Source organism: Tessaracoccus yangjingae, from assembly GCF_054483935.1.
Genome location: NZ_CM137014.1, coordinates 2077098 through 2092982, shown reverse-complemented (window position 1 = coordinate 2092982; position 15885 = coordinate 2077098). Strand labels below are relative to the sequence as shown.

The 15885-nt window shown below is 67.2% G+C and carries 7 protein-coding genes; 6 read left to right on the top strand and 1 reads right to left on the bottom strand.

Annotation, left to right across the window (positions count from 1 at the left end; translation table 11 throughout):
- The first annotated feature begins 566 nt into the window (after positions 1–566).
- The 5 genes from ACX1D3_RS09235 (at position 567) to ACX1D3_RS09215 (ending at position 9205) form a co-directional block, all read left to right on the top strand.
- Positions 567–1793, top strand: a complete 1227-nt coding sequence (locus ACX1D3_RS09235; RefSeq protein WP_078919615.1) for an IS256 family transposase — start codon at positions 567–569, stop codon at positions 1791–1793.
- 319 nt (positions 1794–2112) lie between these two features.
- A complete protein-coding gene (locus ACX1D3_RS09230; protein WP_458993613.1) occupies positions 2113–4062 on the top strand; it encodes a type I restriction-modification system subunit M in 1950 nt (649 codons plus the stop codon).
- Positions 4059–5258 (top strand): restriction endonuclease subunit S, encoded by a 1200-nt coding sequence (locus ACX1D3_RS09225; RefSeq protein WP_078919617.1) that lies wholly within the window; start codon positions 4059–4061, stop codon positions 5256–5258. The genes ACX1D3_RS09230 and ACX1D3_RS09225 overlap by 4 nt, the downstream gene beginning before the upstream one ends.
- Positions 5255–8350, top strand: coding sequence for a type I restriction endonuclease subunit R (locus tag ACX1D3_RS09220; protein ID WP_458993612.1), 3096 nt, complete (start codon positions 5255–5257; stop codon positions 8348–8350). Before ACX1D3_RS09225 ends, ACX1D3_RS09220 begins: the two co-directional genes overlap by 4 nt.
- A 123-nt stretch (positions 8351–8473) precedes the next feature.
- Entirely contained in the window at positions 8474–9205 is a 732-nt protein-coding gene (locus ACX1D3_RS09215) for a DUF7662 domain-containing protein (protein WP_153302365.1), read from the top strand.
- 50 nt (positions 9206–9255) lie between these two features.
- Here ACX1D3_RS09215 and ACX1D3_RS09210 read toward each other — a convergent pair whose 3' ends face one another.
- The gene (locus ACX1D3_RS09210; protein WP_153302366.1) at positions 9256–10008 is read right to left on the bottom strand and encodes a hypothetical protein; all 753 of its coding nucleotides are present in this window, start codon (positions 10006–10008) and stop codon (positions 9256–9258) included.
- Between the two features lie 97 nt (positions 10009–10105).
- On the opposite strand from ACX1D3_RS09210, the gene mobF reads away from it, so the two are divergent.
- Positions 10106–15814, top strand: coding sequence for a MobF family relaxase (gene mobF / locus ACX1D3_RS09205; RefSeq protein ID WP_458993611.1), 5709 nt, complete (start codon positions 10106–10108; stop codon positions 15812–15814).
- Positions 15815–15885 lie beyond the last annotated feature (71 nt).

Genomic DNA, 15885 nt, shown 5'->3' with positions numbered 1-15885 from the left:
GAACCCGGACTTGCCTCCACCGAAGCGTGAACCGACCACCGCTTGCCGAAGTCATCAGGCGGCTGCCCACCTTGGAGCCGACTGAGAGAGGGTCCCTGCCGCGTGGCCCCGTTCTGGTCCCAGTCAGGCGAGACGCGAGTGGAAGCACAACGATCAGGGTCTCGGCGGAGGAGGAGCGGTCCTAGGTCACGCGGCCACCGTCCTCTCCTTAGTGCCGCTTGCCGAGACCTGGGAGGCCTCCGCTCACGAGTCGCACGAATAGCCTTTGTTCCTTGCGGGCTTTCCTCGCGGCCGCGGCTGCTTGATCCGCCGCCGATGCACCATTACGCGCGGCAGCCTGAACCTTCTTCCGCCGTTTAGGCAAAGTCGGAACGAGCGCTGACGTCAGGTCGTCAGTGGCTCGCGCCAAGCCAGCCTCCGTGACTGAACACGCCTTGCGATTCACCGGGGTGTGAGTCCCGTGGAGTGGTGGGGTTTTGGGGAGGGCGTGTCCTGAGCTGATGGGAGGGCCATCGGCGTGATTCTCGGTTGTAGCGCCAACTACGACCGTGAAGGAGTTCACACCGATGGCCCTGTCCCAGTCTGCCGTGTCCGAGCTGCTCGACGCATTCCGTGCGGGTGAAGGAGTCGACCTGGTGCGCGAGTCCGTGCGACTCGTGCTGCAGGAACTGATCGAAGCCGAAGCCGCTGAGGTGATCGGCGCCGCCCGCTACGAACGCACCCCGGATCGTGTCACCGAACGCAACGGTTCCCGACCCAGATCGCTGACGACCAAGGGCGGCGATGTCGAGGTCGCGATCCCCAAGCTACGGAAGGGATCATTCTTCCCCTCGGTGCTGGAACCGAGGCGCCGGATCGATCAGGCCCTCTACGCCGTGGTGATGGAAGCCTGGGTGGGCGGGGTCTCGACCCGCAACGTCGACGCGCTGGTCGACGCGCTCGGCGGTACCGGGATCTCGAAGTCCGAGGTCTCTCGGATCTGCGGTCAGCTCGACGAGGAGGTCGGCCAGTTCCGCACCCGGCGCCTCGATCAGATCGAGTACCCGTACGTGTTCCTCGACGCCACCTACCTCCACGTCCGGGCCAACAGCCTGGTCACCTCGAAAGCGGTGGTCGTGGCGACCGCGGTCGCTGCCGACGGTCGTCGGGAGATCCTCGGACTCGACGTCGGGGACAGCGAGGACGAGGTGTTCTGGCGCGGGTTCCTCACCAGCTTGAAGGGCCGCGGCCTGCGCGGGGTGAGGCTGGTGATCTCCGATCAGCACGCCGGCCTGACCGCTGCGATCGCCCGCTGTTTCCAAGGCGCGGCGCATCAACGCTGCCGGGTCCACTTTGCCCGCAACCTCCTCGCTCTGGTCCCGAAGGGGCAGATGGACATGGTCGCGGCCGTGTTCCGCACCATCTTCGCTCAACCCGACCCCACGGCCGTGACCAGCACCTGGGACTCCGTCAGGGACCAGCTCGCTGGCCGGATCCCCAAGATCGGCCCGATGATGGACCAGGCGAAGACCGAAGTCCTCGCGTTCGCCGGGTTCCCCCGGGCTCATTGGAGCAAGATCTGGTCCACCAATCCCCTCGAGCGGTTGAACAAGGAGATCAAACGCCGCGCCCGCGTCGTTGGCATCTTCCCCAACGAGGCCTCCGTGATCCGGCTGGTCGGGATGATCCTGGCTGACACCAACGACGAATGGATCACCGACGAGCGCCGCTATCTGTCCGAGGGATCCATGGCGCTCCTGCTGCCCTCCCGCGATAATGAACCCATCGCCGCCATCACCGGCGGCGAAGCGTGAGGCCGGGAATTACCCCGAAAGCCCACCACACAACGGGACGCAATCTTCACCGGGCCTCGATCGTTGCGGATTGAGCGACACGCGTTGGCCGCGTTGGGCTGTTCCCCAATCGCTTCCAGACCAGCTGGTGACGGGGCCATGACACCCAGGCCCCTAGCGCCCAAGCGGCCGGCCACCCCACATGACGCAGGCATGACCAGGCCTTCTAGCCAAGGCTCGCGGGCCGCGGGTGCAGAAACCATAGTCCTGCGCGAAGATGGTTACCGTGCGCGTTGGCGCGCGACCGGAACCTTGAGTAGCTGTAGGAGTACCCCCCCTCGTGGTGAATCACGTCTCGTTCATCTGGAACATCGCCGAGTCACTGCGAGGCCCGTTCAAGCCATCCGAGTACGGATCCGTGGTGCTCCCCTTCACGGTGATGCGCCGCCTAGACGCGGTCCTGGCCGCGACCAAGCCCGCAGTCCTCGCCGCCGCCCCCGACGCGGAGGGGCTCCCGGACATGCTCCGCGACGTGAAGCTCACCGCGGCCTCGGGTCGCCAGTTCTACAACACCAGCCCGTTCGACTTCTCCAAGCTCGTCGCCGACCCCCAGGACCTGCGCCCGAACATCGCCGCGTACATCGCCGGCTTCTCCCCCAACGTGCGCGACATCTTCGACCGCTTCGACTTCGACAAGACCCTGGACAAGCTGGCCGACAAGAACAAGCTGTTCGCCGTCACCGAGAAGTTCGCCCAGGCCGACTTCCACCCCGCCACTGTCTCCAACATCCAGATGGGACTGGTGTTCGAGGAACTCATCCGATGGGCCAACGAGCGCTCCAACGAAACCGCCGGAGACCACTACACCCCCCGCGAGGTCATCTCGCTGATGGTGCAACTCCTGTTCGCTACCGACGACGCCGCCCTGTCCAAGCCCGGCGTGGTGCGGTCGATCTACGACCCCACCGCCGGCACCGGCGGCATGCTGTCGGTGGCCGACGAACACCTCCGCGGCATGAACCCCGGCATTCAACTCGCCCTCTACGGGCAGGACTACAACGACGCCTCCTACGCCATCTGCAAGGCCGACATGGTCATCAAGGGCCAGGACGTCGACAACATCCGCCTCGGCGACACCCTCACCGAGGACCATTTCCCGGATAAGAAGTTCGACTACGCACTGTCCAATCCGCCATTCGGTGTCGACTGGAAGGACCAGCGCGACGTCGTCGACAACGAACACAAGACCCTGGGCTTCGTCGGCCGCTTCGGCCCAGGCACCCCTGCGGTTTCCGACGGCGCGATGCTGTTCCTGCTCCACCTCGTGTCGAAGATGCGCAGGCCCGCCTACGGGGGCTCCCGCATGGCCATCGTCCTCAACGGCTCCCCGCTGTTCTCCGGCGGCGCGGGCGGGGGCGAGTCGAACATCCGCAAGTGGCTGCTCGACAACGACCTCGTCGAGGCGATCATCGGGCTGCCGAAGGACCTGTTCTACAACACCGGCATCTCCACCTACATCTGGATCCTCACCAACCGCAAGGACCCCGAGCGCGAGGGCACGGTCCAGCTCATCGACGCCCGCGAGTTCTACGGCAAACTCCGCAAGGGCCTGGGCTCCAAGCGCAACGAACTCACCGCGGCCGACATCGATCGCATCGTCTCCCTCTACTCCGGCTTCTCCGACGGCGAGCATTCCAAGATCTTCCGCAACGAGGACTTCCTCTACCGCACCATCACCGTCGAACGCCCCCTGAAGCTCCGCTGGCAGGCCACCCCAGACGCCATCGAGGCTGTCTTCGAGGCCAAGCCCATCCAGAAGCTCCCCGACGACGACGCCGCGAGCCTCCGCGCCGCCCTCGAAGCGCTGGGCCACGACGAGGTGTGGACCAACCGCGACCAGTTCCACACGGCCCTCAAGACAGCCACCGCGGCCCAGGGTCTGAAGCTCGCCGCGCCGCTCCTCAAGGCGGTCACCGCTGCGCTCGGCGTCCAGGACGACGCGGCGGACGTCTGCACCGACGCCTCCGGCAACCCCGAACCCGACACGTCGCTGCGCGACACCGAGAACGTGCCCTGGGACCAGGACGTCGACGACTACCTCCAACGCGAAGTCCTTCCCTATGCCCCGGACGCCTGGATCGACCACGCCAAGACCAAAGAAGGCGCCGAGATCCCCTTCACGCGCCACTTCTACACCTACGTCCCGCCGCGACCCCTGGCGGACATTGACCGGGACCTCGAAGCCGTCATGGACGACCTCCGCCGCATGCTTGCTGAGGTAGAGCGATGACACGGTTCGGCGCCCTGGTCGAGCGGGTGGACCAGAAGCTACCCGGTGCCGACCTGCCATTGCTGTCGGTGTCGCAGACGCGAGGCGTAATCCGTCGAAGTGAGTTGACGGACACTCCCGCGCGCGCAGATTCGCTTGATCACTACAAGACCTGTCAACCGGGCGACATCGTCTTCAACAAGATGAGCATCCGAGCTGGCGCCATGGGCCAAGCCGAGGAAGCAGGACTCGTCACCTACCACTACGAGGTCATGCGACCGCGCCCAAGAGTCGATCCGAGGTACGTGGTGTACCTCATGAAGTCGAGCTGGTTCACAGCCGAGATGGTGCGGCGCGAACGAGGCATCGCTGCAGGGGATGGCAGCGGCTCGGTACGCACCACAGAGGTGCCCTTCCGGGTCCTCAAGACCATTGACGTTCCAATCCCCATCCCAGACGAACAGCGGGCGATTGCAGACTTCCTGGATCGGGAGACGGCACAAATCGACGCGTTCATCGCGAAGAACGAAGAACTCATCTCCCTCCTCACCGAACGCAGCGCAGCCGCGATTGACGCGTGTTTCTCCCGGGTGTCTACGGAAGCGCTGCTAACCATCCGTCGCGTGCTCAAAGTTGCCCAGACTGGTCCGTTTGGTACACAGCTCTCCGCCTCGGAGTATGTCTCGGACGGTGTTCCGGTGATCAACCCCACCCACGTCGTTGGAGGTTCGATCCAGCCGGACGCTGAGGTATCAGTGAGCGTCAGCCGCGCTGAGACCATGACACGTTTTCGACTGCGCACTGGGGACATTGTCTTGGGCCGCAAGGGGGAGGTCGACAAGTCGGCGATCGTTACCCGGGCATTTGACGGCGCAATATGCGGTTCGGACTCCATGATGCTGCGGCCGAACGCCAGGGTTACCGCTGAGTATCTGTGGACGTTCCTCCAATCTCCGTCCGCTCATTCGCAACTCGAGCGCTTCTCCGTTGGATCCACTGTTGCTGGTTTGAACCAGCAGACTCTCCGCTCGGTACGGCTGCCTGTGCCACCCGCCGATGAGCAAGCGGGCGTGGTAGAGGCTCTCAAGCTTGTGACTGGCCGGGTCGACCAAGCCATTCTCACAGCGACGCGTTCCATCGAACTGGCTCGTGAACGGCGTGCGGCGCTGATTTCCGCTGCGGTGACGGGCAAGATCGACGTGGGGGTGAGCGCATGAGCGGCGTGGCTGGGGCGCATGTGGAATCGGTGCTGGAGACGGAGATCGCCGAGCATCTGGCGGCGAACGGCTGGCTGTACTCGCCGACCGACGCGGGGTATGACCGGGCGCTCGCGCTGTTCCCGGAGGATCTGATGGGCTGGATCGAGGACACCCAGCCTGTCGAGTACGCGAAGCTCATCCGCCCAGCTGACAGCCAGTTGCGGCAGGAGGCATCGAAGGCGCTGCTCCTGAAACGCCTGGCGAACGCGCTGGACAACGACCCGTTCAAGAACGGCGGCACCCTCCAGGTGCTGCGCGGCGGGCTCAGCGTCGTGCCGCCCACGGGTGGCACGGTGAAGGTGCGCATGGCGCAGTTCCGCCCCGCCACGTCGATCAACCCGGACACGCTCCAGGACTACTCCCAGATGCGGCTGCGGGTGATGCGCCAGGTGCACTACTCGGCCAAACACCCGCACAAGGCGCTGGACCTGGTGCTGTTCCTCAACGGGTTGCCCGTGGCGACGGTGGAACTGAAGACGGACTTCACGCAGGCGCTGTCGAACGCGACCAAGCAGTACCAGTTCGACCGCAACCCGGCCGGTGAGCCGCTGTTCGCCTATGGCCGCCGCGCGCTGGTGCACTTCGCGGTGTCGAACTCCGAGGTGGCGATGACCACCCGGCTGGCCGGGCCGAAGACCCGGTTCCTGCCGTTTAACCGGGGCAGCGATCAGGGCAAGGGCAACCCGCTGAACCCGGACGGGTCCGCGTCGTCGTACTTCTGGGAGCAGATCCTGCAGCGCGACACGTGGCTGCGGATCATCGGATCCTTCATGCACACCCAGGTCGAGACCGAGGTCGATCACGATACGGGCAAGAAGACCCGGGTGGAGAAGATCTTGTTCCCCCGCTACCACCAGTGGCGCGCTGTGACCCGCCTCGTCGAGGATGCCCGCGCCGAGGGGTCGGGCCAGAGGTATCTGATTCAGCATTCGGCGGGATCGGGCAAGACCAACTCGATCGCGTGGCTCGCCCACCAGCTCTCGCAACTCCATGACGAGGGCAACGCGAAGGTGTTCGACACCGTCGTCGTGGTGACGGACCGCACGGTGCTGGACAAGCAGCTTCAGGACGCGATCGGCCAGTTCGAGCGCCACGCGGGGGTGGTGAAGTCGATCACCCGCGCCGACGGCGACTCCAAGTCGAAGGAGCTCGCGGCGGCGCTGACCGGCGGGAAGCAGATCGTGATCGTCACCATCCAGACCTTCGAGGCGCTGATCAAGCTGATCAGCACCGAGAAGGATCTGCAGGGGCGCCGGTTCGCGGTGATCGCCGATGAGGCTCACTCGTCTCAGACCGGCTCCACCGCCGGCGCGCTGACCAAGGTCCTCTCGCCCGATGAGCTCGCCGGCGTCGCTGAGGGAGCGCCTGTGGACGCCGAGGCGTACCTGCAGTGGGCGATGGAGGTCACCGCGCACGCGCCGAACATCTCGTACTTCGCGTTCACCGCGACCCCGAAGGCCAAGACTCTCGAGCTGTTCGGCCGTGTCCCGGATGGGGGGGAGTTGCCGGAGCCGTTCGACCTGTACTCGATGCAGCAGGCGATCGAGGAGGAGTTCATCCTCGACGTGTTGACCAACTACACCCCCTACAAGGTGGCGTGGCAGCTGCAGCATCCCGGCCAGGACTACGACGCCCCCGGTGAGGTCGACGAGTCCACCGCGGTCAAGGCGCTGGTGCGGTTCGTGCGGCTGCACCCGACGAACATCTCGCAGAAGGTCAAGATCGTCGTCGACCATTTCCGCACCTTCGTCCAACCCCTCCTGGACGGCAAGGCCAAGGCCATGGTGGTCACCGGCTCCCGCAAGGAGGCGGTGCGGTGGAAGAAGTACCTCGACGCCTACCTCGCCGACGGACACATCCATGACGTCAAGGCGCTGGTGGCGTTCTCCGGCACCGTCGACGATCTCGACGACGTTGGCGAGGGCCTGACCGAGAAGACGCAGAACCCCGGCGTGTGGACCTCGGATTTGGCCGAGGCGTTCAAGCCGGCGGTTTTCAACGTGATGATCGTGGCCGAGAAGTTCCAGACCGGCTTCGATCAGCCGCGCCTGGTGGCGATGTATGTGGACAAGAAGCTCGGCGGCGTTCAGGCCGTGCAGACCCTGTCGCGCCTCAACCGCACCCACCCGGGCAAGGACAAGACGTTCGTGCTCGACTTCGTCAACGAACCCGACGCGATCCTCGAAGCGTTCCTGCCCTATTACCGCAAGGCCACGCTCACCGCGACCACAGACCCCAACCTCGTCTACGACCTCAAGAGCAAACTCGACTCCGCCGGCATCTACGACTGGTCCGAGGTCGAGCAGGCATTCGACGCCGCCCTCGCGGGCGGGGTCGAGTCCAACAGCGCACTCCACGCCGCGACAGAGCCCGCCGTCAAGCGGTTCACGAAACGATGGCAGGAAGCGTTCATCCACGACGACCGATCGGTCATGGACGAGCTGAAGCTGTTCAAGTCCGACGCGGCCGGTTTCGTGAAGTTCTACGACTTCATCTCCCAGGCCCGCAACCTCGAGGACACGGATCTGCCACGGCTGCACTTCTTCCTCCGCCGTACCCTGCCCAGGCTCTCGACCGCCACCATCGAGGAACCTGTCGACATCTCGCAGGTCAAGCTGACCGGCTACACCATCGCCCAGGGCGACTCCGTGAAGCTCACCCTCGCAGAGGGGCCAGGTCTGGACCCGATCACCGCGATCGGCTCCGGCACCATCCACGAGAAGCACCGCAGCGCTCTCGAGGAGATCATCGCCAAACTCAACGAACGCTTCGGCGACAAGTACGGACCCGGCGTCGTCGCCGGCACCATGTCCAACATCGTTGTCCACCTCGCGCACGACGAGACCCTCGCCAACCAGGCACGCGTCAACACCGCCCAACAGTTCAGCGAATCCCCAGCACTACCCAAGGCCTTCATCGACGCCGTGATGGGCGTCCGCGACCGCACCCCACAACTCGTCTACGACCTCTTCAACGACCCCGACCTATACGACGAACTTTCCAAGGCCCTACCGGCCATGCTCTACGAGCACCTCCACGCCGACCGATAACCCGAACGCTAGAGCCTCCGAACCGCCCGCCGGAAAGCAGCCAACAGCGCGCTCGAGACGACTCAGCGGCGACTCCAGTCTCCTACGCAGCGTGGGTGAGGCCGCACCCGTAGTGTGGGAGGCATGCCTGACGAATCGTTGGAGGCCCCCGCGATCAATCGTGAGCTGACACGAAGACTTGTCGCTGCCGGTGAAGCTCGTGGGTTCGTCGTCCGCACCGAGTACCCCATCCGCGGTGGCCGCGTTGACGTTGTCTGGACCACCGACCTCCAGCCCCCAGTTCCCGGGGTGGACGGCCCGATACCCGTGGTCGCGTTCGAGATCGAATCCAGCTGGCGCAGCCGCAAGCACGTCAAAGGGGACCTGCTGAACCTCATGGACTGTGGCGCACCCGTCGGGATCATCGTTCTGGCAGACGGCGACGCCCGCGATGAGTCGCTGCTGCGCTTCACCCGCGCCCTCATCGATCGCCCCGGCCCCGAGATCCAAGTATGGACACGCTCCGACGTTGTCGCCCTCGACGTGGCGAGTGCAGATGTCGACAGCGTCGGGGGTGGGTCCTCGCTCAAATTGCATGACGACGCACCCCAGCTGACGACCCGCACCCATGCCGGCAAGTACCACTCGCTGTGGGCATGGCTGTCCCGACAGGCGCCACGGCCAGTGACGACGACCTTCGACGAGCTTGAGGAGGTGATCGGCGGGCCGCTGCCGCCCTCATGCCGCAAACACCCTCCTCACTGGCATTCCTACGACGGCAGCGCTGTGGCCCGTGCCATCCAGGACGCAGGATGGAAGGCCACCGCCGTAGATCTCGCCTGGGAGCGAGTCACGTTCGTCCCAGCCCCTCGATAGAAGGACAGTTGGGTTCCCCCGTCGGACACCGGCTGTTCCACGCGTTGCTCTCAGCTCGGGAACTCGTGCCATGCCCAGACGCCGTCATGCAAGCCGAGGAACCTGTGCCAGAAGTTGGACCACACCCAGAGCCCATCCAGTCCGTCGTACCCCTGGGGGCGCCGTAACGGTGCGGGGAAGTCGTCGCGGAAGAAGCGAATCGGCAACACGTCGTCGAGAGGGACCAGGAACAAGTGCCGGCTCGCGCTCGACACCGCCGCGGTCTTCGTCACGTGACGACTGACATGCTCGATCTCCAACCATCCCTCTAGAACCAACGCGAAGTCACAGTCGGACGAATCAATGAACTCGGCTCGGCTCGGAACGAAGACCTGCAGGCCATCGCGGCCGGTGTCGACTCTCCGCAACGACCCGACGCTGTCCATATGAGCGACGGACGGTTCAGCAGCGCGCACGCCAGCCGGTAGATCGCCTGGGTGATCCACGCCATGCTCATCGCAGAGGTTGACGACTCGCCGGGCCGCTTCCTCGGTGACCCTGTAGGGCATCGCGAGCGTGTTGAGGCGCAACTCCCACCTGCCCGGGACATCCCACCCGCCACCGGCCGTCGCGAGCTGGTCCTGCCACCGAATCGCCTCACTGTGGGGAACCAGCGTGACCTCCAGCACCCCGAGGCCTCCGTTCGGCCAGCGCAACTCAAAGTCCATCGACGACGACGGTCCCTGCCTTGTCGCCTCAGCCCCGACGATCGCAGCAACCAGGAATGCTGCAATCTCCTCGGCTCTGTCAGCAATGTGCCCCACATCGCGGAGCCTGCCACACCCCCTCAGCCGATGTCGCACACACCTCTTGCACTGTCGGACCAGCTGTGGGCGCCTCGGGTTGGGGTTATTAGGGGGTATGACGGCGTCCTTGCACAAGCTGACGGCCGGGTCGGGCTATGACTACCTGACCCGGCAGGTCGCCGCCATGGACTCCACCGAGAAGGGTCACGCCTCCCTGACGTCGTACTACACGGAGAAGGGTGAGGTGCCCGGCCGGTGGCTCGGGGCCGGCCTTCAGGCGCTCGAGGTGGCGCCGGGGTCTGCGGTGTCGGCGGAGCAGATGCAGTCGCTGTTCGGGGCAGGGTTCCACCCGGATATGGCCGCTCGTCTCGCTGCTTTGCCGGTCGGCGCGACCCGTGAGCAGATCCGTGCCGCGGCCCGGCTGGGGGCGCCGTTTCGGGTGCATGCCGCGGCCAGCGCGTTCCAGCAGGAGGTCGCGATGCGGTGCGCGGTGTGGGCGGCCGAGCACGGTCTCGCGGCGGATGAGGAAGTGCCGCTGGATGTCCGCGCGCGGGTCCGCAACGAGGTCGCGACCGAGGGCTTCGCGGCGCGGATGGGGAGGGCGCCGAGCAGCCTGGAGTTGTCCTCGGAGGTCGCTCGCCTGACGCGGAACGCCACGACGGCGTGTGCCGGGTTCGATGTGACGTTCACGCCGGTGAAGTCGGTCTCTGCGCTGTGGGCGGTCTCGCCGCAGCAGGTGGCCGCGCAGATTGAGGAGGCTCATAACGCCGCCGTCGCCGACGCTCTGGCCTATCTGGAGGAGCGGGTCCTGTTCTCGCGCAGGGGTGCGGGTGGGGTGCGGCAGGTCGAGGTGACCGGCCTGATCGGAGCGGCGTTCACGCACCGGGATTCGCGGGCTGGGGATCCGAATCTGCACACCCATGTGGCAATCGCCAACAAGGTCCAGACGCTGGACGGGGCGTGGTTGGCGATCGACGGCCGGCCCTTGTTCGCGGGGCTGGTAAGCATCTCGGAGGTCTACAACACCCAGCTGGAGGCCCACCTCGCCGCACGCCTCGGTGTGCGATTCGCGGCGGAGCCGGTGGCCGATCCGTCGAAGCGACCGGTGCGAGAGATCATCGGAGTCCCAGCCCGGTTGCGGGAAGCGTGGTCCAGCCGCAGGGCGGCGATTGAGGCCCGCCAGTCCGAGCTGGCCGTCGCCTTCCAACACGATCATCGACGGCCGCCGACACCGGCCGAAGCGATCGCCCTGGCGCAACAGGCCACCCTGGAGACCCGGGAAGCGAAGCACGAGCCCCGCACACTGACAGAGCAGCGCAGCGCCTGGGCCGCGCAAGCCGCAGCGGTCCTCGGCGCAAACGGAGTGGACCGGATGCTCACCGACGTAACCGCCGCGGGCCGCGTGACCAGGCCGGCGCCGACGGCGGATTGGGTCGACGAGGTGGCCGACGAGATCGTGACCAGGATGAGCCTGTCCCGGGCCACGTGGACGGTGTGGCACCTGCAGGCCGAAGCCTCCCGGAGGGCCAGGGAACGGGCCACCGGCCCCGGGCAGGCGACCCACCTCACCGCCCAACTCCTGGCCGCGGCAACCGACCGATGCACCGCGCTGGAGGCGTGGGTCGACCCGATCAGCGACCCCCAGGTCCTGCGCCGCTCCGACGGCGAATCTGTCTACACCACGGTCGGGAGCCGACGGTTCACCTCCACCGCCGTGATCGAAGCCGAACGGCAGATCACCGACGCAGCGACCCTCCTCAACGGCCGACAAGCCAGCGAAGCCGACGTGTCCCTCGCCCTCCTCGAGGCGACCGCCAACGGCATCAACCTGACCGCCGGCCAGGCTGAACTCGTGCGTCAACTGGCCACCAGCGGACGACGGGTCCAGCTCGCCCTGGCCGCCGCTGGCTCCGGGAAAACCACCGCCCTGGCAACTCTCGGGCAGGCGTGGCGGAACAGTGGTGGGACAGTGGTCGGCCTGGCCCCCGCCGCCGTCGCCGCTCGACTCCTGGCCGATCACGTCGGCCACGCCACCACCCTGGCGAAGCTCGCCTGGGACCTCCACCACCACCGTCGCGCAGCCGAGAACCTGGTCGGCCCTGACACGCTGCTGATCGTTGACGAGGCGGGCATGGCCGACACACCATCGCTGGCCGCGGTGATCGGTTTCGCGATGCAGCGGGGTGCGTCGGTGCGGTTGATCGGGGATGATCAGCAGCTCGCCGCGGTCGGTGCCGGCGGGGTGCTTCGCGACCTCGCCCACGCCCACCCAGCCGTCCACTTGACCGAGGTGTTGCGGTTCGAAGACCCAGCGGAGGCGGCCGCCTCGTTGGCGCTGCGCGATGGCCGGCCCGAGTCGCTGGGCTTCTACCTCGACCAGCAGCGGATCCACGCCGGCTCGGACGAAACCATCCTCCGCGACGCCCTCAACGCCTGGCTCAATGACAAGACAGCCGGCCTGGACTCGGTGATGCTGGCCGGCACACGCGACCAGGTCGCCCAACTAAACCAGTGGGCCCGCGACCACCGCCTGGCCGCCACCCACGGCGATGCTGAAGGTGCCGTTGCGGTGCTGTCGGACGGAAACCAGGCCTCGGTCGGGGACGTGATCGTCACCCGACTCAATGACCGCCGCCTCGCGATCAGCGCCACCGATTGGGTGAAGAACGGCGACCGGTGGACCGTCACCGGAGTCGACCCGACGGGCGCGATCCACGCCCACCACCTGAACAGCGGGCTGCGGATCACCCTGCCTGCAACCTACGTGACCGAGAACGTGGAGTTGGGCTATGCAGTGACCGTCCACGGCGCCCAAGGCATCACCGTCGACACCACCCACACTGTCCTGACCGGGACGGAGAGCAGGCAGCAGCTCTACGTCGCGATGAGCCGCGGCCGCCGCTCGAACCACGCCTACGTCCAGGTCGTCGACGGCGGCGGCGAAAACTCCCCCATCCACCCCACCACCCTGCGACCGGTCACCGCCGCAGACGTCCTCGAGCAGGTCCTAGCCCGTGACGGATCCGCCCGTTCCGTCACCACCGAGACCCGCCAAACCGTCGACCCCTACACCCGCCTCGGCCTCGCCGTGGCCCGCTACAGCGACGCGCTGAGCGTCGCCATCGAACACCTCCACGCCGACGCGGCACACGAGCTGGACCAGCACGCCGACGAGGTCGTGGATCAGCTCACCGCCAGCCCCGCCTGGCCCACCCTCCGCGCACACCTTCTTCTGCTCTCGGCCACCGGCGAGAGGTCCCAATCAGCACTGCAGCTGCTGCGTGCCGCGGTCGACGCCCGGGAACTGTCGACCGCCCACGACCCGGCGGCGGTGCTCACCTGGCGGCTCCCCCACCCTGACACCTCGGGCCCACTCCCCTGGCTCACCGGCATCCCCCAAAGCCTCGCCGACCACGGTCAGTGGGGCCCCTACCTCACCGCCCGCCACGACCAGGTCCGCGCCTTCGCCGCCGAAGTCCGAGCCGCCGCCACCGCCATCAACCAGCCGGTATGGGCTCTACCGGGCCAGACCCTCACAACGTCGACCGTGACCGATGTCGAGGTGTGGCGGGCAGCCTGGCAAGTCGAACCCAGCGACCGCCGCCCCACCGGACCCGCCCAGCTCGGCGCCGCCGCGCACCACTGGCAACAACACCTCACCGACCGCCTCCGCCCCGCCCACCCCGTCGGGATTTGGACCGATCTCCTGCGCGACATCCACCCCGATGTTCCACGCGACCCCTACGCCACCGTGCTGGCGCATCGCCTCGCCGCCCTCCACACTGCTGGCGTCCCCGTCACCGAGCACCTCGCCGCGGCCGTCGCCGACGGCCCACTGCCCGCGGAACAACCCGCCGCGGCTCTGTGGTGGCGGCTGGCCCGACACCTCGCCGCCGCCGACAGCCCCACCCTCCCCGCCTGGGAAGGATCGCTGGTGAATCGACTGGGCCACGGAGCGGCCGCGGAGCTGGAGGCCAGCCCCTGGTGGCCGCACCTGGCAGCCGCGCTCACCCACGCCACCGACCACGGACTCACCCTCGAGGACCTGCTCGCCCCCGTGCCGGACATCTCGGGGTTCGACGACGCATGTCAGGCGATGCTGTGGCGCGCCCACCAGGCCACCACCCCACCCCCAGATGAGGATGTGGAGCCGCCGCACCCCGATGAGCTGCCCCCCGACGGGATCGATCACATCGACTGGTCCACCCGCACCGCCGACCTCACCGCCGCCGCGCGGCTGCGGGAGCGCACCGACCCCGACTTCACCGACATCGAAATGCGGCAGGGATTCGCGGCCGCCGACCGCTGGGCCGAGACCCCCCACACCCCACAACGCCTCGCCCAGGTCACCGAGGCGGCGGCCGGGTTCTTCGAGGCCCAGCTGCCCGGCTCGTGGAGCCGCAGCTACTTCTCGGAGAGGTTCGGTCAGGATCTGGCCGGCGACCCGCGGTTCCGGATCGGGCACGCGCCCGCGGGCTGGACGACGCTGGTCAGTGCGCTGCGGAAGCAAGGATTCGACACCGCGGAACTGCTCGCCGCGGGGGTGGCCACCACCACCCGGCAGGGCACTGTGATCGATCGCTTCCGCGACCGCGCCATCCTCCCCATCCACCATGAAGGCGTCATCGTCGGGTTCGTGGGCCGCCGGCACCCCGACGCCGGCGACGACCACGGCCCGAAGTACTTGAACAGCCCCGCCGGCGCGCTGTTTGCGAAACGAGACGTCCTCTACGGCCACCACCTCCTCACCCCGAACGCCGTCCCGGTGATCGTCGAAGGGCCGATCGACGCGATCGCCGTTACCCTCGCCGGCCAAGGTGCCTTCGTCGGCGTCGCGCCGCTGGGGACCGCTCTGACGCCGGAGCAGACGCTGCTGCTGCGCGGCGGACCGACACCGCTGATCGCCACCGACGCCGACAGCGCCGGACACGTCGCAGCTGAGAACACGTTCTGGCTGCTCGCCCAGCACCGCTACGACCCGCGCCGCCTACTCCTGCCAACCGGCGGGGACCCGGCGCAGCTGCTCGAACAGCACGGCCCCGACGCCCTCCACGACGCCCTGGCCACGGCCACCACACTTCAGGGTGAACAGATGATCCGTGACCGGATCACGTTCCTCACCCCCGCCGACGCCGCCCTGCAGATCGCCGAGATCCTCGCCGCCCGCCCGGCGGTCACGTGGCAGCAGCACCTGGCCCAGGTGCCAGAGGAGCAGACCCGACATCTCCTGACGCGGATCAACGCATGGACTGTCACCCCCGTCGCGGCCGCCGACCACGCACGCGAACAGACCAGGGAAATGCGCCGCCGCCTCGATCAACCTGCCCAGGACCGGTGGCAGAGCTGGGCCGTTGCCACCGGCGTCACCGGCACACCGGAGTGGCCGGAGATCGCGACCCGTCTCGACGAACTCCACCACGCAGGAGCCGACACCAGCCTCCTGGCCCGACACCTCACGAAGACACCCGCCCGAGTGGTCGCGGCCACCCTTTCCGGGTACCAGACCGGACAGGCCGTGGTCGTGGACTGGCGCCCCTGGGCCCAGGTCGTCAATCCCGGGTTGCTGACGGATCAGAGGTGGCCGAGAGTGCAGACCGACCTGACCCGGCTGCAAGCCGCCGGCACCGACCTGATCGCCCTCGCCGCAGCGATGGCTGATCGCCACCCACAGACGGTGGCGGTGGGGTTGCGCAACGCGCTACGCAACCACGCCAGCCAGGTCGGCCTCAACGGCGCCGACCAACAAGCTTCACCCCTCACTCGAGCACATCACCGCATCGGCGGACCCGAGGAAACGCCGGGACGCACACCTTCCCAACGATGACCGCACGAGTCGGACAGGTCCACCCTCCGCCATCTCGGCGCGCACACTTTGATTTAGCGCCTAAAGTTCAT